The following is a 24,688-nucleotide window of genomic DNA, read 5'->3' as shown; positions in this document are numbered from 1 at the left end:
ATGGATCTGATCCAGAAACTCGAGCAAGAAGAAATCGCCCGCCTGGGCAAAACCATCCCGGAATTCGCTCCTGGCGATACCGTTGTGGTGAATGTCAAGGTAAAGGAAGGTAACCGCGAACGTCTGCAGGCTTACGAAGGCGTTGTTATCGCCAAGCGTAACCGCGGCCTGAACAGCTCTTTCATCGTGCGCAAGATGTCCGCCGGTGAAGGTGTTGAGCGTACTTTCCAGACCTACTCCCCGCTGGTGGCTTCCGTTGAAGTGAAGCGCCGTGGTGACGTACGTCGCGCCAAGCTGTACTACCTGCGTGGTCGTACCGGCAAGTCCGCACGTATCAAGGAAAAACTGCCGGCTCGCAAGCAAGGCTGATCCTGATACCGTCAGGTATGATGAAAGCGCAAGGTTTACACCTTGCGCTTTTTTTATGTCTTCTGCCAGGAAACCCTGCATGACTACGGAAAGCATAGACCGGTTTCTGGATCATCTGTGGCTGACCGATGGCTTGTCCGCCAATACCCTGGCGGCTTATCGCCGCGATCTGGCCAAAATGCAAAAGCAGCTGCAAAGCCAGGACAGCACGCTGGAGTCAGCCAGCCACGCCCAGCTACAGCAGGCGCTGCTGGCAGGTGTGGAGCGGGAGAAACCTGCGACGCGAGCCAGGCTGCTGTCCTGTCTGCGGCGCTATTACCAGTATCTGCTAGGGACAAAACAGCGCAATGACGACCCCAGCCTGCATCTGGATAACCCCAGGCTGGGGCAGCGGCTGCCCAAAACCCTGTCTGAAGCGCAGGTCGAGCTGTTGTTGCAGGCACCCGACGTGGAAACGCCGCTGGGACTGCGCGACCGGGCCATGTTTGAAGTGCTGTATGCAACCGGCTTGCGCGTGTCCGAACTGGTGGGGCTGACGCTGCAGCAACTGGACATGGTGACGGGCCTGATCATCACCCGCGGCAAGGGTAACAAGGAGCGTATGGTGCCCTTGGGAGAGATTGCACTGGACTGGCTGGAGCGCTACTTCAGGGAAGCCCGTGTGCTGCTGTTGGGCGGGGCGCAGTGCGATGCCGTATTTGTCACCCAGCGCAAGGCTGGCATGAGCCGGCAGATGGCCTGGCATCTGATTGCCAGCTATGCCAGTGCGCAGGGTTTGCCACCCGTTGGGCCGCATATGTTGCGGCATGCCTTTGCCACCCATCTGGTGAACCATGGGGCCGACCTGCGCGTTGTACAGTTGTTGCTGGGGCATTCGGATATATCCACCACGCAGATCTACACCCATGTCGCTCGCGAACGGCTCAAACAGTTGCATGCCCAGCACCATCCGCGCGGCTGAGGCCCTGTCGGTAAAAGAAAACGCCCGCTGTTGCGGGCGTTGTGCGTCGTGCAGTCGCTGGGTTTATGCTGGTTCCGCAGCCAGGGATTCAGTGTCAAATTGCAACTCGACGACATCTTGGTCATTGATGTCGACGGTTACTTCGCCACCATTAGCCAGGCGACCGAACAGCAACTCATCTGCCAGTGCCTTGCGGATAGTGTCCTGAATCAGCCTTGCCATTGGACGTGCGCCCATCAGCGGGTCGAAGCCGCGCTTGGCCAGGAAGGCGCGCAAGGCATCCGTAAAGTGGATTTCCACCTTCTTGTCGCCAAGCTGATGCTCAAGCTGCATCAGGAACTTGTCCACCACCTGCATGATGATCTGCTCATCCAGCATCTTGAAGGAAATGGTGGCATCCAGCCGGTTGCGGAATTCCGGGCTGAACAAGCGTTTGATGTCCGCCATTTCATCACCGGCTTCCTTGGACTGGGTAAAGCCCAGCGTCGGCTTGGACATGGCTTCGGCCCCGGCATTGGTGGTCATGATGATCACCACGTTACGGAAGTCGGCCTTGCGCCCGTTGTTGTCCGTCAGGGTGCCGTGATCCATTACCTGCAACAGTACGTTGTAGATGTCCGGATGCGCCTTCTCGATTTCGTCCAGCAGCAACACCGCGTAAGGGTGCTTGTTGATGGCTTCGGTCATCTGGCCGCCCTGTTCAAAACCGACATAGCCCGGAGGTGCGCCAATCAGCCGGCTTACCGCATGACGTTCCATGTATTCGGACATGTCAAAGCGAATCAGCTCCACACCCAGCACATAGGCCAGTTGCTTGGCCACTTCGGTCTTGCCTACCCCGGTGGGACCGGAGAACAGGAAAGAGCCGATCGGCTTGTGCGGATTGCCCAGCCCAGAGCGTGTCATCTTGATGGCGGTGGCCAGGCTTTCAATGGCTTTGTCCTGACCGAATACCACGTTCTTGAGGTCACGCTCCAGGTTCTTCAGCACGTTCTTGTCGTCGCTGGAGACGGTCTTGGGCGGAATACGGGCAATCTTGGCAACGATCTCTTCGATCTCCGACTTGTTGATCACCTTCTTCTGCTTGGACTTGGGCAGAATCTTCTGCGCAGCGCCAGCTTCGTCAATCACGTCGATTGCCTTGTCCGGCAGGTGACGGTCATTGATATAGCGGGCCGACAGTTCAGCGGCGGTAGACAGGGCCGACTGTGTGTACTTCACGCCATGGTGCGCCTCGAAGCGCGATTTCAGTCCCTTGAGAATCTCGATGGTCTGTTCCACTGTGGGTTCGGCCACGTCGATCTTCTGGAAGCGCCGTGACAGGGCGTTGTCCTTCTCAAAAATGCCACGGTATTCGTTATAGGTGGTGGCACCAATGCAACGCAGGCTGCCATTGGACAGGGCCGGTTTGAGCAGGTTGGAGGCATCCAGCGTACCGCCAGAGGCCGCACCGGCACCAATCAGCGTGTGGATTTCGTCGATGAACAAAATGGCGTGTTCATCTTCGGTCAGTTGCTTGATCACAGCCTTCAGGCGCTGTTCGAAATCCCCGCGATACTTGGTGCCTGCCAGCAGCGCACCCATGTCCAGCGCGTAGACGGTGGCCTTGGACAGTACCTCGGGCACTTCGTTGTTGACGATGCGACGTGCCAGCCCTTCTGCAATTGCAGTCTTGCCTACGCCAGCCTCACCCACCAGCAGCGGGTTGTTCTTGCGGCGGCGGCACAGGATTTGCACGGTGCGTTCAAGCTCTTGCTCACGACCGATCAGCGGGTCGATCTTGCCATCGCGGGCTTGCTGGTTAAGGTTCTGGGTATAGTTTTCCAGCGCACCGCCTGGCCCGGTGGCTTGTTCCTCGCCATCGGACTCGTTGTGCTGGTCACGCGGTTCCGGCGGATGTTGCGGCGAACGCTGCTTGGTGATGCCATGCGAGATGAAATTGACCACATCCAGCCGGGAAATGCCCTGCTGATGCAGGTAGTACACCGCATGGGAGTCTTTTTCGCCGAAGATGGCTACCAGAATGTTGGCTCCGGTCACTTCCTTCTTGCCGGAAGACTGGACATGCAGAATGGCACGCTGAATCACCCGCTGGAATCCCAGCGTGGGCTGGGTTTCAACCTCGGTTTCCCCCGGGACGGTTGGTGTGTGTTCGTCAATGAAATCGCCCAACTGTTTTTTTAGCTGGTCGAGATTGGCCCCGCAGGCGCGTAGTACATCGGCGGCGGAGGGATTGTCGATCATGGCAAGCAGCAGATGCTCCACGCTGATGAATTCGTGGCGCTTGCGCCTGGCGTCCATGAACGCCATATGCAGGCTTACTTCAAGCTCCTGGGCAATCATCAGTTTTCCTCCATAACGCACTGAAGCGGATGCTGGTGTGCTTTGGCAAATTGCGACACCTGTTCAACCTTGGTGGCAGCCACGTCTTTGGTATAAACGCCACACACGCCGTGGCCTTGCGTATGGACTTGCAGCATGACCTGGGTAGCCTTTTCCCGGTTCATGTGGAACAACTGTTGCAACACTTCCACCACAAATTCCATCGGGGTGAAATCATCGTTCAATAACAATACCTTATACATGGGGGGAGGGGTGGTCCTCACCCGTGACACCTCTTTTACGGTGTCGTCGCTGAACTGCGTGGACATGTCGACTTTCAGTTAAACCGCGGTTTACTTCAATTTTGGCTCCCCCCGACTTTTTTTCAAGGGGCAGGTGCGAATTCCTTTTGCACTTGACGCTATCTCGATGGTTGCGTAGAAATGCAGTCAGGTGCTTGGCTTAGCTGTTTGGCATTGGCGGATGCTCCGCAATCGGCAGCAAGCTTTAAGTTGGTCGGCCTCACCAGCCATCGTCAATCAAGGAAGTAACATGTCAATTGGTACCGTTAAGTGGTTCAACGACGCTAAAGGCTTTGGCTTTATTACCCCGGACGAGGGTGGTGAAGACCTGTTTGCCCATTTCTCTGCCATCAATATGCAAGGCTTCAAGACCCTGAAAGAAGGTCAACGTGTAAGCTTTGACATCGTTAGCGGCCCGAAAGGCAAGCAAGCGTCGAACATCCAGGCTGCCTGATCAGGTAGAGGATGTGCCAGGATTGCCAGGTACGCTGACCTGACCGGTCAACGTCCCGACAGCTTCAAACAGAATCCCGCCAACAGGCGGGTTTTGTTTTTTCAGATGCTACTATTGACGCAGCTGCGATTGGCAACGGGGCGCAGCAGTTGCAGCCAGAGTGCCAGCAAGGTGATGCAGCCCACCATTGCCAGGCACAGCCAGGGCAATTCCGGCAGCCGCCACTGGTGTGCCGTGTCCAGCAACCAGCCACCGCCCACATAGCCTAGCGCACCGCCCACGGCCAGCCCCAGCCGACTGCAGCCCAGGTAGCTGGCACGGGCGTGGGGACGTGCCAGGCCGGCCACATAGGTTTCCCGTGCCGGTTCCATGATGATGGAGCCAAGAAAGAATAGGCCCAGTACGGTAAATGCGGCCAGCGGGTGGGCAATCTGGCTCATGATGGCCAGGCTCAGGCTCATCAGTCCCAGTCCGATCAACATGCGCTGCTCTCGCCGCAGATGGCGTTCCCCCCAACGTGCCAGCGGGTAGAGCAGACTGAGCGATAAACAAGTTTCCAGCGTGTACATCCAGCCTACGGCCTGATAGCTGCCGGTGAGTTGCTTGATGGTGACCGGGACTAGCAGCATGACTTGCACGGCCAGCATGTAATAGCCGCTTAATGTCAGCACAAAGCGCATATAGCTGCGATCTTGCAGCACCACACGCATGGATTGCCAGGGCGATGCCGTACCGGTGGCAACCCGGTAGGGCGGTAGCAGCAGGGCATTCACCAAGGCTGCCAGAACGAAGATGGCGGTGCCGGCCAGTCCAACCCAGCGGAAGTCGAATTGCAACAGCCAGGAACCCAGCAAGGCTGCTGCAACCGCCCCTGCGCTATCCTGCATCATCAGGATGGCATAGAAATGTGGCCGCTCGGCGGGGCGGACCAGTTTGGCCACCAGGGCGGTGCGTGGTGGATCAAACAGGGTGCCGCCCAGTCCTGACAGCAAGCAGGACAGATAGAGCAGCCAGGGCGTGTGGGCGACAGCCATGCAGGCAAAGCCGGCCGCCCGCAGCAGCATGCCGCAAACAATCAGTGGTTTGGCACCAAAGCGGTCTGCCAGTGAACCGCCGCATAGCCCGAGTCCCTGTTGCAGGAATTGGCGCATCGCCAGTGCCAGGCCGACGATGCTGGCACTCCAGCCCAGTTGGTCGACAAAGTGCAGGCTGATCAGTGGGAACACCATGAAGAAACCAAATATCACCAGCAGGTTGTCCAGCAGGATGAAAGCCTTGCCCAGTCGGCGTGCACGCTGTGCGGATGCCATGTCATCTCCTCATTCGAACAGCATTCTAGGTAGGCATTCAGCTATTATGTAAGTCTATTTCTCCTAATATTTCATATGTGATTTCATTATGTCTGTTGCGATCTCCGATCTTGAGTTGCTGCTGGATGTGGCGGAGCTGGGCAGTTTCAGTCAGGCCGCTGCCAAGCGGGGCTGGTCGCAGCCACAGGTCAGCCAGCGCATCGGTTTGCTGGAGCAGCACTGGGGTGTGAGCCTGTTTACCCGCCATCGGCGTGGCGCGGTGGCAAGCAATGCCTGTCAGGCATTTCTGGATGCTGCGCGCCAGTCCATTGCCATTTACCGGCAAGGGTTGGAAACCATGCAGGGTACGCCTGCGGTGCCACGGATCCGCTTGTCTTGTCTGCCATCGCTGACTTCACCGGTGTTTGGCCCCTTGCTGATGAAGCTGGCGGATGCGCCGATGGAAATCCGCTGTGGCACCGACCATTCCCAGCAAATCATGCAGGATTTGCTGACTGGCCAGGTGGAGGTGGGCTTTGTGCTGAAATGCCCGGCGATGGCAGGCATCCAGATGGAGCTGCTGTGGCGCTCTCCCATTGTCCCGGTGGTGGCTGCCAATCATCCCCTGGCAGGCGCAGACGGGGCGCTGGCGCTGGCCGACATTGCCCGGCACCGTATTGCGCCGCAGTTTTGGGGGGATGAGTGCGAGAGCCTGATCCAGCAGATTCGCATGCTGCGGCAACTGCCCAGCCCGATTCACGCGGTGCAGCCCGCATCTGCCGCACGTGAGCTGGTGTTACGGCATGGCTTTGTGTCCTTCATGCCAGAGTTGTCGATCAAGGCTGATTTGCAAGACGGCACCTTGGTCCGCTTGTGTGTAGCAGAACTGCCAGCCTGGCATTGGGAGGTGATGATGGCCTGGCGTGCCGGCAAGCGGGTGGATGCGGCCAAGGCGCAGGTGCTGGATGCGGCGCGGGCGCTGGTGGCAGGCTGAAACACCCAAGGCCCGCAGCGGCGGGCCTTGGGCTGGCGTGGCCAGGATTTACATGCGGGCAATCATGGCATCGCCAAATGCCGAGCAGGACACTTCGGTGGCACCGTCCATCAGGCGGGCAAAGTCGTAAGTGACCTGCTTGTCGGCAATGGCCGCTTCCATGGACTTGATCACCAGGTCTGCCGCTTCCACCCAGCCCAGATGGCGCAGCATCATTTCCGCCGACAGAATCAGCGAGCCGGGGTTGACCTTGTCCAGCCCGGCATACTTGGGTGCCGTGCCGTGGGTGGCTTCAAAGCAGGCATAGTGGTCGGAAATGTTGGCTCCCGGAGCAATGCCGATGCCGCCAACCTGGGCGGCCAGTGCATCCGAGATGTAGTCGCCGTTGAGGTTGGTGGTGGCAATCACATCGTATTCGGCCGGACGCAGCAGGATTTGTTGCAGGAAGGCGTCGGCAATGGCGTCCTTGACGATGATTTCCCGGCCGGTATTGGGGTTGGTGAATTTGCACCATGGGCCGCCATCAATCGGCTCGGCCCCGAATTCCTTGCGGGCCAGCGCATAGGCCGTATCACGGAAGTTGCCTTCGGTGAATTTCATGATATTGCCCTTGTGGACAATGGTGAGGCTCTTGCGGTCATTGGCGATGGTGTAGTTGAGCGCAGCGCGGACCAGGCGCTCGGTTCCTTCCACCGAGATGGGCTTGATGCCGATGCCAGAGCTGTCCGGGAAGCGGATTTTCTTCACGCCCATTTCCTGTTGCAGGAAGCTGATGACTTTTTTGACGGCTTCCGAACCGGCCTGCCATTCGATTCCGGCGTAAATGTCTTCGGTGTTCTCGCGGAAGATCACCATATTGACCAGTTCCGGGTGCTTGAGCGGGGAGGGGACACCCTGAAAATACTGCACCGGGCGCACGCATTGGTATAAATCCAGCTCCTGGCGCAGGGCAACGTTGAGCGAGCGGATGCCGCCACCGACCGGGGTGGTCATCGGCCCTTTGATGGATACCGAATATTCTTTCAGCGCATCGAAGGTTTCCTTGGGCAGCCATTCGTCCGGGCCATACAGACGGGTGGATTTTTCGCCGGCATATACTTCCATCCAGTGGATTTTCTTGCGCCCCCCATAGGCTTTTGCCACAGCAGCATCAATAACCTTGATCATCACCGGGGTGATGTCTATGCCGATACCATCACCTTCGATAAACGGAATGATGGGCTTGTCCGGAATGGCCTGTCCCGGAATGATTTTCTGTCCTGCCGGCGGAATCTTGATATGGGACTCACTCATTGTTGTTTCCTCCTTGTCACTGGTAAGGGGCTGCGACGGTGCGCAGTGTTTCTCCACTCACTCAGCCTAGACCGTGGCGCGGCTGTTGCAGAGGATTATCAGACAAATTTTTTGGAAAAGCCCAGGCGGGGGCGGGACAGACAAAAAAAGCGCCAGGACGAGTCCTGACGCTTTGGGGATGGCATGCGCACGATAGTGCGCCAAGGTGGGCTTAGGCCAAGGCTGCTTTCAAGGCTGCGTTGAAGGTGGTGCTCGGGCACATCACGGCCTGGCACTTGGCGGCATCCGGCAGGTAGTAGCCGCCGATATCCGCAGGTTTGCCTTGCACGGCTTTCAGCTCGGCCACGATTTGGGCTTCCTGCTCGGCCAGTTGCTTGGCCAGCGGAGCAAACTGCGCTTGCAGTTCGGCATCTTCGCTTTGTGCTGCCAGTGCTTCGGCCCAGTAGCTGGCCAGGTAGAACTGGCTGCCACGGTTGTCCAGCTCACCGGTGCGGCGCGACGGTGACTTGTCGTTGTCCAGCAGCTTGCCGGTGGCGGCATCCAGCGTCTTGGCCAGGATCTTGGCCTTGTTGTTGCCGGTCTTGATGCCCAGTTCTTCCAGCGAAACGGCCAGGGCGAGGAACTCACCCAGCGAATCCCAGCGCAGGTGGTTTTCTTCCAGCAGCTGCTGTACGTGTTTCGGAGCCGAACCACCGGCACCGGTTTCGTACATGCCGCCGCCAGCCATCAGCGGTACGATGGACAGCATCTTGGCCGAGGTACCCAGTTCCATGATGGGGAACAGGTCGGTCAGGTAGTCGCGCAGGATGTTGCCGGTGACCGAGATGGTGTCCAGACCACGGGCCACGCGTTCCAGGGTGAAACGCATGGCGCGCACTTGCGACATGATGTGGATTTCCAGACCGCTGGTGTCGTGATCCTTCAGGTAGGTTTCCACTTTCTTGATCAGTTCTTTCTCGTGCGGACGGTACGGGTCCAGCCAGAACACTGCCGGCATGCCGGAGTTGCGGGCGCGGGTCACGGCCAGCTTCACCCAGTCGCGGATCGGTGCGTCCTTCACCTGGCACATGCGCCAGATGTCGCCGGCTTCCACGTTCTGGCTCAGCAGCACTTCGCCGGTAGCCAGGTCAACGATGTTGGCCACGCCGTCTTCGGCGATTTCAAAGGTCTTGTCGTGCGAACCGTATTCTTCTGCCTTTTGCGCCATCAGGCCCACATTGGGCACGGTGCCCATGGTGCGCGGGTCGAAGTTGCCGTGCCATTTGCAGAAGTTGATCATCTCCTGATAGATACGGGCAAAAGTGGATTCCGGCATTACGGCCTTGCAGTCGGCCGGCTTGCCATCGGCACCCCACATCTTGCCGCCGTTACGGATCATGGCCGGCATGGAGGCATCCACAATCACGTCGTTGGGCGAGTGGAAGTTGGTGATGCCCTTGGCGGAATCCACCATGGCCAGACGCGGACGGTGTTCCTGGCAGGCGTGCAGGTCGCGGATGATTTCTTCGCGCTTGGTGGCCGGCAGGGTCTCGATCTTTTCATACAGATTGGCCATGCCGTTGTTCACGTTCACGCCCAGCTCTTCAAACAGCTTGCCGTGCTTCTCGAAGGCGTCCTTGTAGTAAATCTTCACGCAGTGGCCAAATACGATGGGGTGGGACACCTTCATCATGGTGGCTTTCACGTGCAGCGAGAACAGGATGCCCGATTCGCGGCAGTCTTCCATTTCACGCTCGTAGAACTCGCACAGCGCCTTCTTGCTCATGAACATGGAGTCGATGATCTCACCAGCCTGCAGCGCCAGCTTGGGCTTGAGCACGATGGTCTGGCCGCTCTTGGTGGTCAGTTCCATCTTCACGTCACGGGCCTTGTCCAGGGTCATGGACTTTTCGCCGTGGTAGAAGTCGCCGTGGTGCATGTGAGAAACATGGGTTTGCGACCATTGTTTCCATTCACCCATGGAGTGCGGGTGCTTCTTGGCGTAGTTCTTTACTGCCAGCGGGGCGCGGCGGTCGGAGTTGCCTTCACGCAGTACCGGGTTTACCGCCGAGCCCAGACATTTGGCGTAGCGGGCTTTCAGCGCGTGGTCGGCGTCGGTGGTGGGCAGTTCCGGGTAGTCCGGCAGGGCATAGCCCTTGGATTGCAGTTCCTTGATGCAGGCAATCAGCTGCGAAACCGAAGCACTGATGTTCGGCAACTTGATGATGTTGGTGTCCGGGTTCTGGGTCAGCTTGCCCAGCTCACTCAGGGTGTCCGGTACTTTCTGTTCATCTGTCAGGTATTCGGGGAATTCGGCCAGTACGCGGGCAGCAACCGAGATATCTGCCGTTTCGACGTTGATGCCGGCGGCGCCGGTAAAGGTACGAATGACCGGCAGGAATGCGCTGGTAGCCAGCGCCGGTGCTTCATCGGTCAGGGTGTAGATGATGGTCGGCTGCTTTGTGGGCATACTCTATCTCCAATGATTATTTTGACGTCAGAACGACTGCGCAAGGCGGCTTTGGCATTCCGGGGGATGTTCCGCTAGGCGCGTGTAAAGGCACAGCATGAGGCGGGCGCTTTGCCGGACTGCGCGTGGCAGCATGGCCCGTGGACTTGCGGGTGACTTTTCGAAAGTGAATTATACCCCTCAAATGTTCGCACTGTTTGTAAGTATCCGAACTTTGCCATTGCTGGAAGATAAACGCGTGTTCGAATGTGAATTTTTCGCACCGGTACTGTGAGTTGCAGTCCATAGCATAGTTCCAGCCAGGGCATTTTGCCGTCTGCCTTTGTTGCAGGAGCAAGGCTGCAGCAATACCGCCTATCCCTAGCCGCAGACCGGCATGACCGCCAGCGCCACTCCTTGTTATCATCCGGGCATTACATTTTCCTGCATGGTTTGTCTGCAATGCCCGAACTTATCCTGTTCAACAAGCCTTACGGGGTGATTTGCCAGTTTTCTCAACATGAGCTGCACCCCACGCTGAAGGATCATATCGCCATTCCCGGCGTTTACCCGGCCGGACGGCTGGATACCGATAGTGAAGGCTTGCTGTTGCTGACCGGTGAAGGTGCTTTGCAGCATCGTATCAGCGACCCGCGCTGGAAACTGCCCAAGACCTACTGGGTGCAGGTAGAGGGGAGGGTGAGCGAGGCGCAACTGGATGCGCTGCGCGCCGGGGTGGATCTGGGCGACTTTGTCACCCGTCCGGCGCAGGTGCGCCAGATCGATCCGCCCGCCCTGTGGGAGCGCAAGCCGCCGGTACGTTTTCGCAAGACCGTGCCGGACTGCTGGTTGGAAATCATCATCAGCGAGGGCAAGAATCGCCAGGTGCGGCGCATGACGGCCAAGGTGGGTTTGCCCACCCTGCGGCTGGTGCGTGCCGCCATCGGCCCTTGGCAATTGGGCGATCTGCAGCCGGGTGAGTTGCGCCGCCTTGCCGTGAATCTTGAAGATTTGCCGACGCTGTCCCATGCTGAGCGACAGGACCGGCCCACACCGCTTGCGCTGGCAAAAAGCACACCGGCAGCAGGCAAGCCCCGCCCACAGCCTTCTTTCCGGTTTGCGCGCAAGAACAAACCATGAAGCATGCCGGTCTCTTGTTCCGCACAGGTGGGCGGGTGAAACCGATACGGGCAAACACGAGGCCGCAGCATGCAGATTCCCGAGTATTACAACCCGGTGGCACGGGAGATGGCGCAGGCTCTGGTCGAGGGCTTTGACAAGCACTACCGCCTGTTTCGTGCCTGCAGTCAGCAAGCCAAGGCGCTGTTTGAGCAGGCTGACTGGCTGGGCGTGCAACAGGCCATTCGGGACCGGATCCAGTTTTACGATGAGCGAGTGGCAGAAACCGTTGGCCGCCTGCACCACGAATTTCATGCCGATCTGCTGGATGATGAAATCTGGCAGCAGGCCAAGCTCTATTTCATCGGCCTGCTGACCAATCACAAGCAGCCGGAGTTGGCGGAAACCTTCTTCAACTCGGTGTTCACCCGCATGTTGCACCGGGATTACTTCAACAACGATTTCATCTTTATCCGTCCGGCCATTTCCACCGAGTACATCGAGTCCGACCCGCCTTGCTATCGCAGTTACTATCCGGGCAGTCGCAATATGCGGGTGGTGCTGCGCGACATCATGCTGGATTTTGGCTGGCAGCGGCCGTTTGCCAGCTTGCGGCGCGACCTGGCGCTGGTACTGCGGGCCAGCGCAACTTTTTTTGCCGGCCAATGGCCCGCGGCGGAAGCCAATTTGCAGATCCAGGTACTGTCGTCTGCCTTCTACCGCAACAAGACTGCCTATGTGTTTGGCAAGGTGATCAATGGCGGCGTCAGCTATCCGTTTGCCATCCCGGTGTTACATGATGAGGCTGGGTGCTTGTATCTGGATACCGTGCTGCTGGAGCCATGGCGCATTGGGGTGCTGTTTTCTTTCAGCCGGGCTTACTTTCTGGTGGACATGGAGGTTCCCTCGGCCTATGTGCAGTTTCTGCGCAGCATGTTGCCCAGCAAGACCAAGGCCGAGCTTTACACCATGCTGGGCCTGCAGAAGCAGGGTAAAAACACTTTTTACCGAGATTTCATGCAGCATCTGCAGCATTCGAACGACCAGTTCGTCATCGCGCCTGGCATCCGTGGCCTGGTGATGCTGGTGTTCACGCTGCCCTCCTATCCCTATGTATTCAAGCTGATCAAGGACGTCTTTGGCGGTCCGAAGGAGATTGATCGGGAAACGGTAAAGCGTAAATACCGGCTGGTGAAGCAGCATGACCGTGTCGGCCGCATGTCGGATACGCTGGAGTTTTCCAATGTGGCTTTCCCGCGCAGCCGTTTTACCGCAGACCTGATCGATGAGTTGCGTACGCTGGCACCATCCATGATTGAGGAGGGCGAGGACAGTATTGTCATTCGTCACCTGTACATCGAACGGCGCATGAAGCCGCTTAACCTCTATCTGATGCAGTGTGACGAGGCGGAAAAGGAAAGGGTGATCCGCGACTACGGCTTGGCCATCAAGGAATTGGCTTGTGCAAATATTTTCCCTGGCGACATGCTGTTCAAGAACTTTGGCGTGACGCGCTATGGCCGGGTGATTTTCTATGATTACGATGAAATCGAATACCTGACCGACTGCAATTTCCGCCAGATCCCGCCGGCGCCCAACCCGGAAATGGAGATGTCAGGTGAGGTGTGGTATCCGGTGGCACGCAACGACGTGTTTCCCGAAGAGTTCGGCTCCTTCCTGTTGGGCGATCCGCTGATACGTAAGACATTCCTCAACTATCACCGCGACTTGTTGATGCCGCATTTTTGGCAACAGCGTCAGCAGCGTATCCGCGAGGGTGTGGTTGAGGATTTCTACCCTTACCCGGAAGAAATGCGTTTTGCCGCCACGCGCGGTGCTGCCGCGAAAAAAGGTAAGCACGGGTGATCTTGCCGCTTGCGCGGCGGATGTCCAGAAACAGCAAAGGGAAGCCAGGGCTTCCCTTTGCGGCAACAGCTTGGTACATCGTCAGTGTGTGACAGCGCCACCCAGGGTGGGGAGTTGTGATTCGAAATAAGCCACCGGACCGGCTGAGGTAATGCCGATGCAGAAGCAGTCGTCATCCCGTCTTCTGGCGTTTGTGCTGCAGGCATGCAGCAGCTCGAACAGGATTTGCGTTTCGTTGAACAGGCCCTGCAGTGCATGGCTGTTGCTCAACCAGAGGTGAATCTGCTTGGCTTGTGGGTGTTGGCCGCGCAGTTCCAGCTGCCCCCTGGCATTGAGCGCCAGGCAAATGGCGGGTGGAATGCGGATGCCGCGCGCCTGGATACCCTCTTTGGCAAGCTGTCCGAACTGCCCCAGCAGGGTGCGCGCCTGGAGCGAGAGATTGTCGCCAAGGGTGGGGTTGTGCTGCGCCGGCTGGGCATAGGATGGCAGGCTGGGTGATTCGGTCAGAGGCATGGTTTTCTCCCGGAAAGTGATTACCTTGATGGTAGAAGGCCATGCGGGAATGGGAGTCTGATGATGGGCTGGGAATTTTCATTTTGATGAATGGCAAATTCCCTGGCTTGGGCCATGGGCGCGCGGCTGGCGCGGATGACAGACAGGGAGAACAATGTCTCCCTGTCTGGTATTGCAATGGCGTACTGCTGGATCAGGAAAGGCGCGGACTGCAGGCGTGGTCTTCAAAATAGGCAATGGGACCCGCACTGGTCAGGCCGATATGGAAGCAGGATGATTCGGGGAAGGTTTCACCTGCGGATTCCGTGGCACGAATGATTTCAAACAACACTTCAACTTCTTTGAACAAGCTGGAAATCTTGGCATTGCTGGCAAGCCAGGTGAGGATGTCATCGGCCTGGGGATGATTGTTTTCCAGTGTCAGGCTGCAGCCGGGACAGCTAACCAGACTGATGGCCGGGGGCATGCTGATCTGACGCGCTGCCAGTTCCTCCTCCGCCTGGGTGGCGAAGCGGGACAGTTGCTTTGAAGCTCTTTCACGTATGGCTTGAAGGGAAATGCTGCCATCTTCTCCAGTATGACCAAACAGACGAATCAAGCCCGGATTGCTGGCAGTGCTCGGCGACGACATGATTATTACTCCTGTTCTCTGGTTGTCATGATTTTTTCATCATAGAAGATGACTGCAAATTTGCTGAATCATTTCAGCACTTTTTTCACTTGATAGAGAAAGTCGAGTGCCTGACGTGGTGTCAGTGCATCCGGATCGATTTCTTCCAGCATTTCCAGTGCCGGATCCGGCGCTCGTTCCACGGTATTGTCCATGGCCGGCGGGGCGCTGAACAGGTCGGGCTGGACGCGGGCGGCGGACTGGTTTTCCAGCTCTACCAGGTAGCGTCTGGCTTCGCGAATCACCTTGGGTGGAACGCCTGCCAATTGAGCCACCGCCAGGCCGTAACTCTGGCTGGCCGGGCCTTCGTCCACATGGTGCATGAACACGATGCGGTCCTTGTGTTCGACCGCAGACAGGTGAACATTGGCCACGGCCGGGTATTGCTCGGCCAGGGTGGTCAGCTCGAAATAGTGGGTGGCAAACAGGGTGTAGGCCCGGCTTTTTTCGATCAGTGCCTTGGCAATGGCCCAGGCCAGCGCCAGGCCGTCGAAGGTGGAAGTGCCACGGCCTACTTCGTCCATCAGCACCAGTGACTGGGCGGTGGCGTTGTTTAAGATATTCGCCGTTTCGGTCATTTCCACCATGAAGGTGGAGCGCCCGCCTGCCAGATCATCCGAGGCACCGATACGGGTGAAGATGCGGTCGATCTGGCCGATGATGGCACGCTCTGCCGGTACGAAGCTGCCGATGTGTGCCAGCAGGGTGATCAGTGCATTCTGCCGCATATAGGTGGATTTACCGCCCATATTGGGGCCGGTGATCAGCAGCAGCTTGCGGCTGTCACTCAGCCGGGTGTCGTTGGCAATGAAGCGTTCCACCTCGGCTTCCACCACCGGGTGACGGCCTGCGATGATTTCCAGCCGGGTGTCGCTGACGAATTCCGGTTCGACATAATGATTGCTGCTGGCACGTTCGGCAAAGGCGGCCAGCACGTCCAGCCCGGCCACGGCCTGGGCAATCAGCTTGAGATCGGGAATGTACGGTGCCAACTGGTCCAGCAGTTGTTCGTACAACTGCTTTTCCAGTGCCAGTGAGCGGTCTTGCGCCGACAGCGCCTTGTCTTCGAATTCCTTCAGTTCCGGCGTGATGTAGCGTTCGGCGTTTTTCAGGGTCTGGCGGCGACGGTAATCGTCCGGCACCTTGTCGCCCTGGGCGCGGGAAACTTCGATATAGAAGCCGTGTACGCGGTTGAATTCCACCTTGAGGGTGGTGATGCCGGTGCGCTCTTTTTCGCGCGCTTCCAGCGCCAGCAGGAAGTCGCCGCAATCGGTCTGGATGGCGCGCAGTTCGTCCAGGTCGGCATTCAGGCCGTGATTGATCACCCCGCCGTCACGCAGGAAGGTGGCTGGTTCGGGCAGGATGGCTGCGCTCAGCAGTTGTTCGACCGGAGACTCGTCCGGCAGCAGACGTGCCAGTTCACCCAGCAGCGGGGCGTCCAGGCTGGCGGCCAGTTGCTTGGCACCCACCAGGGCCTTGAGCGAGTCGCGCAGGGCGGCCAGGTCGCGCGGGCGGGCGCTGCGCAGTGCAATGCGGGCGGTGATGCGTTCGATGTCGGCCACTTCGCGCAACTGCTCGTGGACATCCTGATGCACCGGCAGCAGCGCGCGTACCGATTCCAGCCGGCGTTGCAGCTTGCCGTGCTGGCGGATGGGGTGGTGCAGCCAGTGGCGCAGCAGGCGGCTGCCCATGCTGGTGGCGCAGGTGTCCAGCAAGGACGCCAGTGTGGGCGAGGGTTCGCCGCGTATGGTTTCGGTCAGTTCCAGATTGCGCCGGGTAGTGGCGTCCATGCGGATCAGCTCGCCGGCGTCTTCCACCGCCAGTTGGGCGATGTGGGCCGGGTTCACGCTCTGGGTGGATTTGACGTATTCCAGCAGCGCACCGGCCGCCCCCATCGCCACCGGCAGGGTATCCGCGCCGAAGCCGGCCAGATCGTGGGTGCCAAAGTGGCGGGTGAGTGCCAGTTGGGCGGATTCGGTATCGAATTGCCAGGGCGGCAGTTTTTTGCGCGGGCAACTGACTTGTTCAAAGATATTCAAGCCAGCATCGTCCGGCAGCACCAGTTCTGCCGGTTTCAGCCGTTCCATTTCGCTGGCGAATTCTTCCACGCTGGTTTGCATGATCTTGAATTCGCCGCTGGCCATGGACAGCCAGGCCAGGCCCAGCGTGCCCTTGAGCATATTGACCGCCAGCACCAGGTTGTCGCGCTTGTCGTCCAGCAGTGCGGCATCGGTGAGGGTGCCGGGGGTGACGATGCGCACCACCTTGCGTTCCACCGGCCCCTTGGCCAATGCCGGGTCGCCAATCTGCTCGGCAATGGCCACCGATTCACCCATTTTCACCAGCCGTGCCAGATAGCCTTCGGCGGCGTGGTAAGGCACGCCGGCCATCTTGATGGGGTTGCCGCCGCTGGCACCGCGCGTGGTGAGGGTGATGTCCAGCAGGCGCGCCGCCTTTTCCGCATCCTCGTAGAACAGCTCGTAAAAGTCGCCCATGCGGTAGAACAGCAGCTTGTCGGCATGCTGGCTTTTCAGGGCGAAGTACTGCTGCATCATAGGGGTGTGCTGGGGCGTGCTCATGCGCGTGGTGCTCTTGTTGATATCGGGTGCAGATGACAACGCCCCACCGGGGCGGGGCGCTGACGCAAAGCGCCGATTTTACCGTAGCGGGCTCTGGGTGTCAGGGCGGCATCGTGCGGTCGGCGCTAAATTTGGCTGTTGCATTCATGGCCTGTGCTGATTGGCAAGCTGTTTGATCAAGCAATCTGTGCATTGACTGGAGTAAAGTGATGAAAGTATGATCTTTATCAAACTTTCAGAAATTCCTGAAAATTGAGGAAGTCATGAATACCACCCCCCTCGTCCAGTCCTTTGTGGCGCATTTCGGTGAAATGGGCAGCCGCTGGGGCATCAACCGCACCGTCGGTCAGATTTATGCCCTGCTGTTTGTGTCCGAAAAGCCGCTCAATGCCGATGAAATTGCCGAAAGCCTGAGTTTCTCCCGTTCCAATGTCAGCATGGGGCTGAAGGAACTGGAGTCCTGGCGGCTGGTGAAGCTGCAGCATTACCCCGGCGACCGGCGCGAATACTTTTCCACCCCGGACGATGTCTGGGCCATCTTCAAGACCCTGGCCGAGGAGCGCAAAAAGCGCGAGGTGGAACCCACCCTCACCATGCTGCGCGGGGCGATGATGGAGAAACCGGCCAGCGATGCCGAGCGTCATGCCCAACAGCGCATGAGCGAGATGTATCAGTTGATCGAGCTGGTGACCACCTGGTTCTCCGACATCCAGCACATGGATGTGGAAACCCTGCAGCGGCTGATGAAGCTGGGCTCGCAGGTGCAGAAAGTACTGCAATTCACCCAGTCGCTGAGCAAGCTGACCGGGCGAGATAGCGATAGGGAGTAGCCGTCATGGAACTGGATGCCCTGGCACTGGCACGTGCCCAGTTTGCCGCCAATATCAGCTTTCATATCCTGTTTCCCAGCATCAATATCGCGCTGGCCTGGGTGCTGTTGTTCTTCAAGCTGCGTTACCTGCGCACCGGCCGGCAGGCGTGGATGGATGCCTACGGTTTCTGGGTGAAGATTTTTGCACTGTCCTTTGCCCTGGGCGTGGTGAGCGGCGTCACCATGAGCTTCCAGTTCGGCACCAACTGGCCGGGCTATATGCAGACGGTGGGCAATATCGCCGGGCCTTTGCTGGCTTATGAAATCCTGACCGCGTTTTTCCTGGAGGCGGGCTTTCTCGGCATCATGCTGTTTGGTCGCAGCCGGGTATCCGAGCGGGTGCATACGCTGGCTACGCTGCTGGTGGCCTTTGGCAACAGCCTGTCGGCGTTCTGGATCATCGCGCTGAATTCCTGGATGCAAACCCCGGCCGGTTTTGTGATGAAGGATGGCCGCGCCCATGTCACCAGCTGGCTGGAGGTGATTTTCAATCCGTCCATGCCTTACCGGTTGACGCACATGTTGTTGGCCTCCGGCCTGACCGTGGCCTTTCTGGTGGCCGGGCTGTCGGCATACCGCCAGTTGAAGGCCGACCGCAGCGCGGGCAATGCCGTGGCACTGAAAACCGGTGTCTGGCTGGCAGCGCTATTGATTCCGCTGCAAATCCTGGCGGGGGACGCGCATGGCCTGAATACCATGGCACACCAGCCGGCCAAGCTGGCCGCCATCGAAGGGGTGTGGCACACCGAGCGCGGCGCGCCCTTGCTGCTGTTTGCCCTGCCCAATGCCGATACCCAAAGCAATGACTACGCGCTGGGCATTCCGCGCCTCGCCAGCCTGATCATCAAGCACGACCCTGACGGCGAAATCCGCGGCCTGAACGAATTTGCCCAGCATCCGCCGGTGGCCAAGGTGTTCTGGAGCTTCCGCGTGATGGTGGGGGTAGGGGTGCTGATGCTGCTGGCGTCCTGGCTCACCGCCTGGCAGTTGCGTCGCCGGAGTGGTGCCGGGCTGGACCGGCGCTTGCTGTGCCTGCTGGTGGGCATGACCTTTGCCGGCTGGGTGGCTACGCTGGCCGGTTGGTATGTCACCGAGATCGGTCGTCAGCCCTGGCTGGTGACGGGTGTGCTCACCACCGCACAGGCTGCCGGGACGGCGACCACCAGCATGGTGGCCGGTTCGCTGCTGACTTATCTCGCCTTGTATGCCGGCCTGCTGCTGGCCTACATCTCGGTGCTGTTTCATCTGGCTGGCAAAGCCGCAGGGCAGGCTGATGCTGCCGTGGAGCTTAAGGAGGTGCAAGCATGAACGCTGCATACTGGTTGCCGGTCATCTTCGCCGGGCTGATGGGGCTGGCCATGCTGGTGTATGTGGTGCTGGATGGCTTTGATCTGGGCGTTGGCCTGTTGTTGCCACTGGCGGACGATGCCGGCAAGGACCGCATGGTGGCCAGCATCGGCCCGTTCTGGGATGCCAACGAGACCTGGCTGGTACTGGGTGCGGGCCTGTTGCTGGTGGCTTTCCCCATGGCGCACGGTGTGGTGTTTGGTGCGCTGTATATTCCGGTACTGCTGATGCTGGTGGGGCTGATCCTGCGCGGGGTGGCCTTCGATTTTCGCGTCAAGGCGCGTGACCCGCACCGCCCATGGTGGAATGCCATCTTTGCCTTTGGCTCCTTGCTGGCCTCGCTGGCACAGGGGGTGATGCTGGGCCGCTATCTGACCGGTTTTGCCGACGGGCTGCTGCCCTGGTTGTTTGCCTTGCTGGTAGGGGCCGGGCTGAGTGCTGCCTACGCCTTGCTGGGGGCCTGCTGGCTGATCATGAAGACGGAAGGCAGCTTGCAAAGGCAGGCGCTTGGCTGGGCGCGGCGCAGTGTGCCGGGCGCGGGCCTGGCCGTGCTGCTGGTGTCCATCGTGACGCCGCTGGCCAATCCGGCCATCGCCGGCAAATGGTTTGCCCTGCCGCAGCTGTTCTTGCTGCTGCCCTTGCCGCTGGGGACGCTGGCGCTGTTCGTGGTGCAATGGCTGGCCCTGCCACGGCTGGCCCGGCGTCAGGCAGCCGGCAACGACAGCTACTGCTGGCTGCCGTTTGCCACTACCGTGGGCATGGTGCTGCTGGCTTTCTGGGGGCTGGCCTATAGTGTGTTCCCGCAGGTGATACCGAGCCGCATGGATATCTGGCAGGCCGCCAGCGACCCCGAAGCCTTGTGGATCATGCTGTGGGGCGCGCTGCTGGTACTGCCCTGCATCATCGGCTACACCGCCTTTGCCTACCGGGTGTTCTGGGGCAAGACCGGCACATTGCGTTACCAGTAGCCGCTAACAGAAACCTGTCGCGGCGTTGTGCCTCCTTGACCCAGGAACGCTGCGCTATGTTGTGCGCCGCTCCTGGCATGGATGACGCCGGCCCGGCCTGCTGCATGCAGGTCGGGTTTTGTCATGTCCGGGTCACATACAGGACAGATAATCCCTGGCTTTTGCCTGTGTAATGGATAATGCGGCCCGCTTTGGCCGACGCTGGCGCAATAGCCGCAAATCAGCACTGGCACAGCGCCCGCCTGGCGTTACGATAGGCATGATCTGCCTTGTTCCTGCACACCCTTCCGGATGGAGAACCACATGACGCAGCAGCACACCTCACCCTGGCCCTATCCCCGGCTGGTCGCCCATCGTGGGGGCGGCATCATGGCCCCGGAAAACACGCTGGCCGGTTTTCGTGCCGGCGTAGCATATGGCTATCGGGCCGCCGAGTGTGATGTAAAGCTGTCCGCCGACAATGTGTGCTTCCTGCTGCATGACGACACCGTGGACCGCACCACGAATGGCCACGGCCTGGCCGCCGGGCTGAGCATGGCGCAGCTCTCGCAGCTGGATGCCGGTGGCTGGAAAGGCGCGCAGTTTGCCGGCGAGGCGCTGCCCGGCTTTGCCAATGTGGCGGTCTATTGCCGTGCGCAGGGCATGTTGCTGAACGTGGAAATCAAACCCTGTCCGGGGCGTGATGCCGAAACCGGCCGACTGGTGGCGCAGGAGGCTGCGCGGCTGTGGGCGGGTGCGGTAGTGCCACCGCTATTGTCATCGTTCAGTGTGGAAGCCCTGCACGCCGCGCAACTGGCCGAGCCGGACCTGCCACGCGCCTGGCTGGTGGAGGAGATTCCGGCTGATTGGCAGGCCACCTTGCAGTCACTGGCTTGCATTGCCTTGCATTGCGACCACGCCACGCTGACGCCGCAGCTGGCCGCCGCCATCAAGGCCGCCGGTTACCAGTTGCTGTGCTACACGGTGAATGATGTGGCGCGGGCGCGGGAAATCATGGCCTGGGGCGTGGACAGCGTGTGTACCGACCGGCTGGATGTGCTGCAGCCTGCGCAATGGCTGGCGGAGTAGGCCGCATGATGCCGGATCTGGCTGAGTGGCTGGGCCTGCTGGCCGGTTGCCTGACAACCCTGTCCTTCTTGCCGCAGGTGTGGCTGGTATGGCGCAAGAAATCTGCTGGGGATATCTCGCTGGGCATGTATCTGCTGATGTGCAGCGGGGTGGCCTTGTGGCTGAGCTACGGCCTGCTGATTCATTCACGTCCGGTGGTGCTGGCCAATGGCCTGACCCTGCTGCTGAGCATGGCGGTGCTGCTGATGAAGCTGGTGTTTGATGCACGCCGCCAGCCGCAAGCGGACAGGCCGGGCGGCTAGAAGCTGGTCATCTGCTGCGCTTCTTCGCGGCTGAAATACTTGCGGAAGATCTTCAGCAGCGTGCCATCGCGCCGCATATCGTTGATCAGCTCACGCCAGCGTTCCTGCTGTTCCGGCGAGATGGTTTTTTTCGACATGATCAGGCCGTGGGGCGTGGGCTGGTCATTGGTTTCCACCATGCGTACCAGCTTGGCCACCTGGTATTTTTCCAGGTCGGAATAATCAAACGGCTCGATGATGATGGCCTGGGTGCGGCCCTGACGCAGGTTCTGATACAGCGTTTCGTAATCGTAACTGCCCACCAGCCGCCCTTGTTGGTCCAGCTTGTCCACCAGTTGGTTGATGGTGTCGCTGTAGCGGAAGCTCAGGATGCCACCCAGCTTCACCTCATTGCGGGCGGCAAAATCCGCCAGTGACTGCACCCCGCTGTCCTTGCGCACGATCAGGCTGTATTTGTCGGCAAAATACCAGGCAAAAGCCGCGTAGCGTTCGCGTTGTTCATTGGTAATGCCTGACAGGCTGAAATCCAGGCTGCCGACTTCCAGCAGTTTCCAGATGCGCGAGCGCGGCAGCAGGCTGACTTCCACCTTGCAGCCGCTACGGCGGATCAGCTCGTCGGCCACGTCCTTGTCTATCCCGCTGCGCGTGCTGGCGTTATACAGCAAACCATGTTCATGCAGGGCCAGGGTATAGCTGCGCTTGCAGTCCGGTCCGGCGGCCAGCGCCAGCAGCGGCAGGCAGCACAGGACGGCAAGGTACAGGCGTGTAAGCAACTGGGGCATGGTGGTTCTCCTGTTCAAGGATAAAAGCATAGCAGATGAGGTGGGCGGGATTGGGCTTGCCGCCAGCGCGTTGCCTGCCATCAGCCAGCAGGGAAGAACTTGGTGATCAAGATTTGTAGAAATACAATTAGTGAACTAATTAAATTCAGGAAGCCGCATGCCACAGTCCCACCATGAACTTACCGAGTTGCTGGTTGCCGTTCCCAAAGCGTGGCGCGCCTTGCTGGACCAGCGCCTGCGGCCCTACGGCTTTTCCCAGGCCACCTGGCAGGTGTTGCTCAAGCTGGGGCGTGCCGGTGAGCCCTTGCTGCAAAACGAACTGGCGGCGCGGGTGGGTATAGAACCGGCCTCGCTGGTCCGGCTGCTGGATGTGTTGCAGGCCGATGGCTGGGTCACCCGTCAGCAAGATGAACAGGACCGCCGTGCCAAACGGGTGTTGCTGACGGCCAAGGCCAGCCAGGTGTCCGGCGAGTTGCTGCAAGTGGCCGATGCCTTGAAGGCCGAGCTGCTGGGCGGGCTGGATCAGGCCGAGCTGCAAACCTGCATCAAGGTATTGGCACAAATCCGCCATGCTGCCGAACAGGCACAGCAATAGGGTGCTTGAGCCGGCGCTGCGGCAAGGCTAGGCACTGCTGCTGTCGATTGTCGCTGTGTACTGGCTGAGCGCCTGCCACTTTCAGGCCGTGCCGCCTTACTAAAACCGTCCCGCAGAAACCCAAATCAACCATCTGCAGCCATACTTGAGCAGGAGTAATCCGGCAATATAAATCAGCGCATAGATATTCAGCGCAATGAATGAGCTGAATATTTATTGTGTAGTTTAAAATGAAGTTGTTGGGAAATTTCGCATACATAAACAGGAAAGTTCCATGCCCAAAAGGATGGGGGATCAACAAGAATGCAGTCAGCAGTTCTCTTGTTGTTTTAACTCCTGCCCTTATAGGATGCTTGCCATGAAATCACTGTTTGCTGCTGTAACTTCTATCGCCTTGTTTGGTGTTGTTCCTTTTGCTCAGGCGGCCCAGCCCGGCCTGGATATTCAGGTTTATAACCCTGGAGAAAAAGGCATATTTGCGGTTTCCTCTGAAATCATTGCCGGTGAAAAAGAAGTTGTGCTGATTGACGCGCAATTCTCCATTGCCGATGCCAATAAGCTGGTAGATAAAATCAAGGCAACAGGCAAGAAGCTGACCACGGTTTATATCAGTCATAGTGATCCGGATTATTATTTTGGTCTGGAGGCTATTAAAAAAGCCTTCCCGGATGTGCGTGTGCTTGCCACGCCTGAAACGGTGGCCGCTATCCATGCCAGCAAAGATGGCAAACTGGCTTTCTGGGGGCCTATTCTGAAAGAAAATGCACCCAAGCAAGTGTTTACACCAGACGTACTGCAAGGCAATACCTTGACTGTGGATGGTAATAAACTGGAAGTGATGGGCTTGAAAGGCCCAACTCCGGATCGCAGTTATGTGTGGATTCCGTCTATCAAGGCAGTAGTAGGTGGTGTGGTGGTGATGGCCAATCAGCATGTCTGGATTGCGGATACCCAGACTGAAAAATCGCGGCAGAACTGGTTGCAAACCCTGGCGGATATCGAGGCGCTCAAGCCGACCATGGTAGTGCCGGGGCATTACATGCTGAATAAAGATGGCAGCCAGCCGTTTACCATCAAGTCCGTGCAGTTTACCCGTGATTATCTCAAAGCCTTTGATAAGGAAGCGAAAGAAAGCAAGAATTCTGCAGAATTGATTGCAGCCATGAAAAAACTATATCCGGGTTTGGCTGGTGACAATCTGCTGGATATGAGTGCAAAAGTAATCAAAGGTGAAATGCAATGGCCGGCGGCAGAAGCAAAGCCTGCTTATCCGGCAGCCGGTAAAAAGGTGGCAGTCAGTTTTGGCGAAACCACCTTCGAACTGAATTTCCATGATGACAAGTCGATGAGCTATATCGGCACTGCCGGCATGTTCAAGGGCATGGGGGATGATGTGCAATACACCGCGGTGCCGATTCGTCCGCAGGTTTTCATGGTGTACTGGCATGAACCCAAGACCGGTTCCAATGTGGTCCATGTGCAAGATTTCGAGAACGGCATTGTCTACACCAATATTGCGCAGACCGATGGCCAGTTCCTGCACATGCAGGGCAAATTGGCAGTACAGAACGGATAAGCTTTAACACGTAAAAAAAC

The 24,688-nt window shown here is 58.7% G+C and carries 22 protein-coding genes; 13 read left to right on the top strand and 9 right to left on the bottom strand.

Features of this window, described 5'->3' with window-relative positions:
• Positions 1–369 (top strand): 50S ribosomal protein L19, encoded by a 369-nt coding sequence (gene rplS, locus DLM_RS16630; RefSeq protein WP_045846598.1) that lies wholly within the window; start codon positions 1–3, stop codon positions 367–369.
• Between the two features lie 55 nt (positions 370–424).
• Positions 425–1,330 (top strand): site-specific tyrosine recombinase XerD, encoded by a 906-nt coding sequence (xerD, locus tag DLM_RS16625; protein WP_167467143.1) that lies wholly within the window; start codon positions 425–427, stop codon positions 1,328–1,330.
• A gap of 63 nt (positions 1,331–1,393) precedes the next feature.
• Here xerD and clpA read toward each other — a convergent pair whose 3' ends face one another.
• Both clpA and clpS read right to left on the bottom strand, forming a co-directional pair.
• Complete coding sequence (gene clpA, locus DLM_RS16620) at positions 1,394–3,673, bottom strand: ATP-dependent Clp protease ATP-binding subunit ClpA (protein WP_089085848.1); 2,280 nt, start codon at positions 3,671–3,673, stop codon at positions 1,394–1,396.
• Complete coding sequence (gene clpS, locus DLM_RS16615) at positions 3,673–3,981, bottom strand: ATP-dependent Clp protease adapter ClpS (RefSeq protein WP_089085847.1); 309 nt, start codon at positions 3,979–3,981, stop codon at positions 3,673–3,675. Before clpS ends, clpA begins: the two co-directional genes overlap by 1 nt.
• Positions 3,982–4,204: 223 nt before the next feature.
• Between clpS and DLM_RS16610 the strand changes: the two genes are divergently transcribed.
• Complete coding sequence (locus tag DLM_RS16610; RefSeq protein ID WP_045846595.1) at positions 4,205–4,408, top strand: cold-shock protein; 204 nt, start codon at positions 4,205–4,207, stop codon at positions 4,406–4,408.
• Between the two features lie 101 nt (positions 4,409–4,509).
• Here DLM_RS16610 and mdtH read toward each other — a convergent pair whose 3' ends face one another.
• Positions 4,510–5,718 carry a multidrug efflux MFS transporter MdtH gene (mdtH, locus tag DLM_RS16605; RefSeq protein WP_089085846.1) on the bottom strand — a complete coding sequence of 403 codons (1,209 nt, stop codon included), beginning with the start codon at positions 5,716–5,718 and terminating at the stop codon, positions 4,510–4,512.
• Positions 5,719–5,806: 88 nt separating this feature from the next.
• Here mdtH and DLM_RS16600 point away from each other — a divergent pair, with 88 nt between their 5' ends.
• The gene (locus tag DLM_RS16600; protein WP_089085845.1) at positions 5,807–6,691 is read left to right on the top strand and encodes a LysR family transcriptional regulator; all 885 of its coding nucleotides are present in this window, start codon (positions 5,807–5,809) and stop codon (positions 6,689–6,691) included.
• Between the two features lie 48 nt (positions 6,692–6,739).
• Here the strand turns inward: DLM_RS16600 and icd are convergent, their stop codons facing one another.
• Positions 6,740–7,984 (bottom strand): NADP-dependent isocitrate dehydrogenase, encoded by a 1,245-nt coding sequence (icd, locus tag DLM_RS16595; protein WP_089085844.1) that lies wholly within the window; start codon positions 7,982–7,984, stop codon positions 6,740–6,742.
• Positions 7,985–8,195: 211 nt separating this feature from the next.
• Positions 8,196–10,433 carry an NADP-dependent isocitrate dehydrogenase gene (locus DLM_RS16590; RefSeq protein WP_089085843.1) on the bottom strand — a complete coding sequence of 746 codons (2,238 nt, stop codon included), beginning with the start codon at positions 10,431–10,433 and terminating at the stop codon, positions 8,196–8,198.
• A 441-nt stretch (positions 10,434–10,874) separates the two neighbouring features.
• Here DLM_RS16590 and DLM_RS16585 point away from each other — a divergent pair, with 441 nt between their 5' ends.
• Positions 10,875–11,552, top strand: a complete 678-nt coding sequence (locus tag DLM_RS16585; RefSeq protein WP_089085842.1) for a pseudouridine synthase — start codon at positions 10,875–10,877, stop codon at positions 11,550–11,552.
• 69 nt (positions 11,553–11,621) lie between these two features.
• Positions 11,622–13,397, top strand: coding sequence for a bifunctional isocitrate dehydrogenase kinase/phosphatase (gene aceK / locus DLM_RS16580; RefSeq protein ID WP_089085841.1), 1,776 nt, complete (start codon positions 11,622–11,624; stop codon positions 13,395–13,397).
• 81 nt (positions 13,398–13,478) lie between these two features.
• On the opposite strand, the gene DLM_RS16575 is transcribed toward aceK, so the two are convergent.
• From DLM_RS16575 to mutS, 3 genes are all read right to left on the bottom strand, one after another.
• Positions 13,479–13,910, bottom strand: a complete 432-nt coding sequence (locus DLM_RS16575) for a hypothetical protein (protein WP_089085840.1) — start codon at positions 13,908–13,910, stop codon at positions 13,479–13,481.
• Between the two features lie 193 nt (positions 13,911–14,103).
• Positions 14,104–14,541, bottom strand: coding sequence for a hypothetical protein (locus DLM_RS16570; RefSeq protein WP_089085839.1), 438 nt, complete (start codon positions 14,539–14,541; stop codon positions 14,104–14,106).
• Positions 14,542–14,609: 68 nt separating this feature from the next.
• On the bottom strand, positions 14,610–17,159 hold the full coding sequence (gene mutS, locus DLM_RS16565) for a DNA mismatch repair protein MutS (RefSeq protein WP_089085838.1): 2,550 nt from the start codon (positions 17,157–17,159) through the stop codon (positions 14,610–14,612).
• 263 nt (positions 17,160–17,422) lie between these two features.
• Here mutS and DLM_RS16560 point away from each other — a divergent pair, with 263 nt between their 5' ends.
• The 5 genes from DLM_RS16560 (at position 17,423) to DLM_RS16540 (ending at position 21,715) form a co-directional block, all read left to right on the top strand.
• Positions 17,423–17,989, top strand: a complete 567-nt coding sequence (locus DLM_RS16560) for a GbsR/MarR family transcriptional regulator (protein WP_089085837.1) — start codon at positions 17,423–17,425, stop codon at positions 17,987–17,989.
• A gap of 5 nt (positions 17,990–17,994) precedes the next feature.
• Positions 17,995–19,338 carry a cytochrome ubiquinol oxidase subunit I gene (locus DLM_RS16555; RefSeq protein WP_089085836.1) on the top strand — a complete coding sequence of 448 codons (1,344 nt, stop codon included), beginning with the start codon at positions 17,995–17,997 and terminating at the stop codon, positions 19,336–19,338.
• Entirely contained in the window at positions 19,335–20,345 is a 1,011-nt protein-coding gene (locus DLM_RS16550) for a cytochrome d ubiquinol oxidase subunit II (RefSeq protein ID WP_089085835.1), read from the top strand. Before DLM_RS16555 ends, DLM_RS16550 begins: the two co-directional genes overlap by 4 nt.
• Positions 20,346–20,648: 303 nt before the next feature.
• A complete protein-coding gene (gene ugpQ / locus DLM_RS16545; RefSeq protein WP_089085834.1) occupies positions 20,649–21,413 on the top strand; it encodes a glycerophosphodiester phosphodiesterase in 765 nt (254 codons plus the stop codon).
• 5 nt (positions 21,414–21,418) lie between these two features.
• Positions 21,419–21,715, top strand: a complete 297-nt coding sequence (locus DLM_RS16540; RefSeq protein WP_089085926.1) for a SemiSWEET family sugar transporter — start codon at positions 21,419–21,421, stop codon at positions 21,713–21,715.
• Here the strand turns inward: DLM_RS16540 and DLM_RS16535 are convergent.
• Entirely contained in the window at positions 21,712–22,497 is a 786-nt protein-coding gene (locus tag DLM_RS16535) for a substrate-binding periplasmic protein (RefSeq protein WP_089085833.1), read from the bottom strand. The two genes, DLM_RS16540 and DLM_RS16535, sit on opposite strands and share 4 nt — an antisense overlap.
• A 157-nt stretch (positions 22,498–22,654) precedes the next feature.
• Between DLM_RS16535 and DLM_RS16530 the strand changes: the two genes are divergently transcribed.
• Together DLM_RS16530 and DLM_RS16525 are read left to right on the top strand one after the other, a co-directional pair.
• Positions 22,655–23,092, top strand: coding sequence for a MarR family winged helix-turn-helix transcriptional regulator (locus tag DLM_RS16530; protein WP_089085832.1), 438 nt, complete (start codon positions 22,655–22,657; stop codon positions 23,090–23,092).
• A 358-nt stretch (positions 23,093–23,450) separates the two neighbouring features.
• Complete coding sequence (locus DLM_RS16525; RefSeq protein ID WP_197715438.1) at positions 23,451–24,668, top strand: MBL fold metallo-hydrolase; 1,218 nt, start codon at positions 23,451–23,453, stop codon at positions 24,666–24,668.
• Positions 24,669–24,688 lie beyond the last annotated feature (20 nt).

This window comes from Aquitalea magnusonii, assembly GCF_002217795.2.
GTDB classification, from domain to species: Bacteria; Pseudomonadota; Gammaproteobacteria; order Burkholderiales; family Chromobacteriaceae; genus Aquitalea; species Aquitalea magnusonii_B.
The sequence above is the reverse complement of the archived record's forward strand: the minus strand, read 5'-3'. Positions and strand labels throughout refer to the sequence as shown.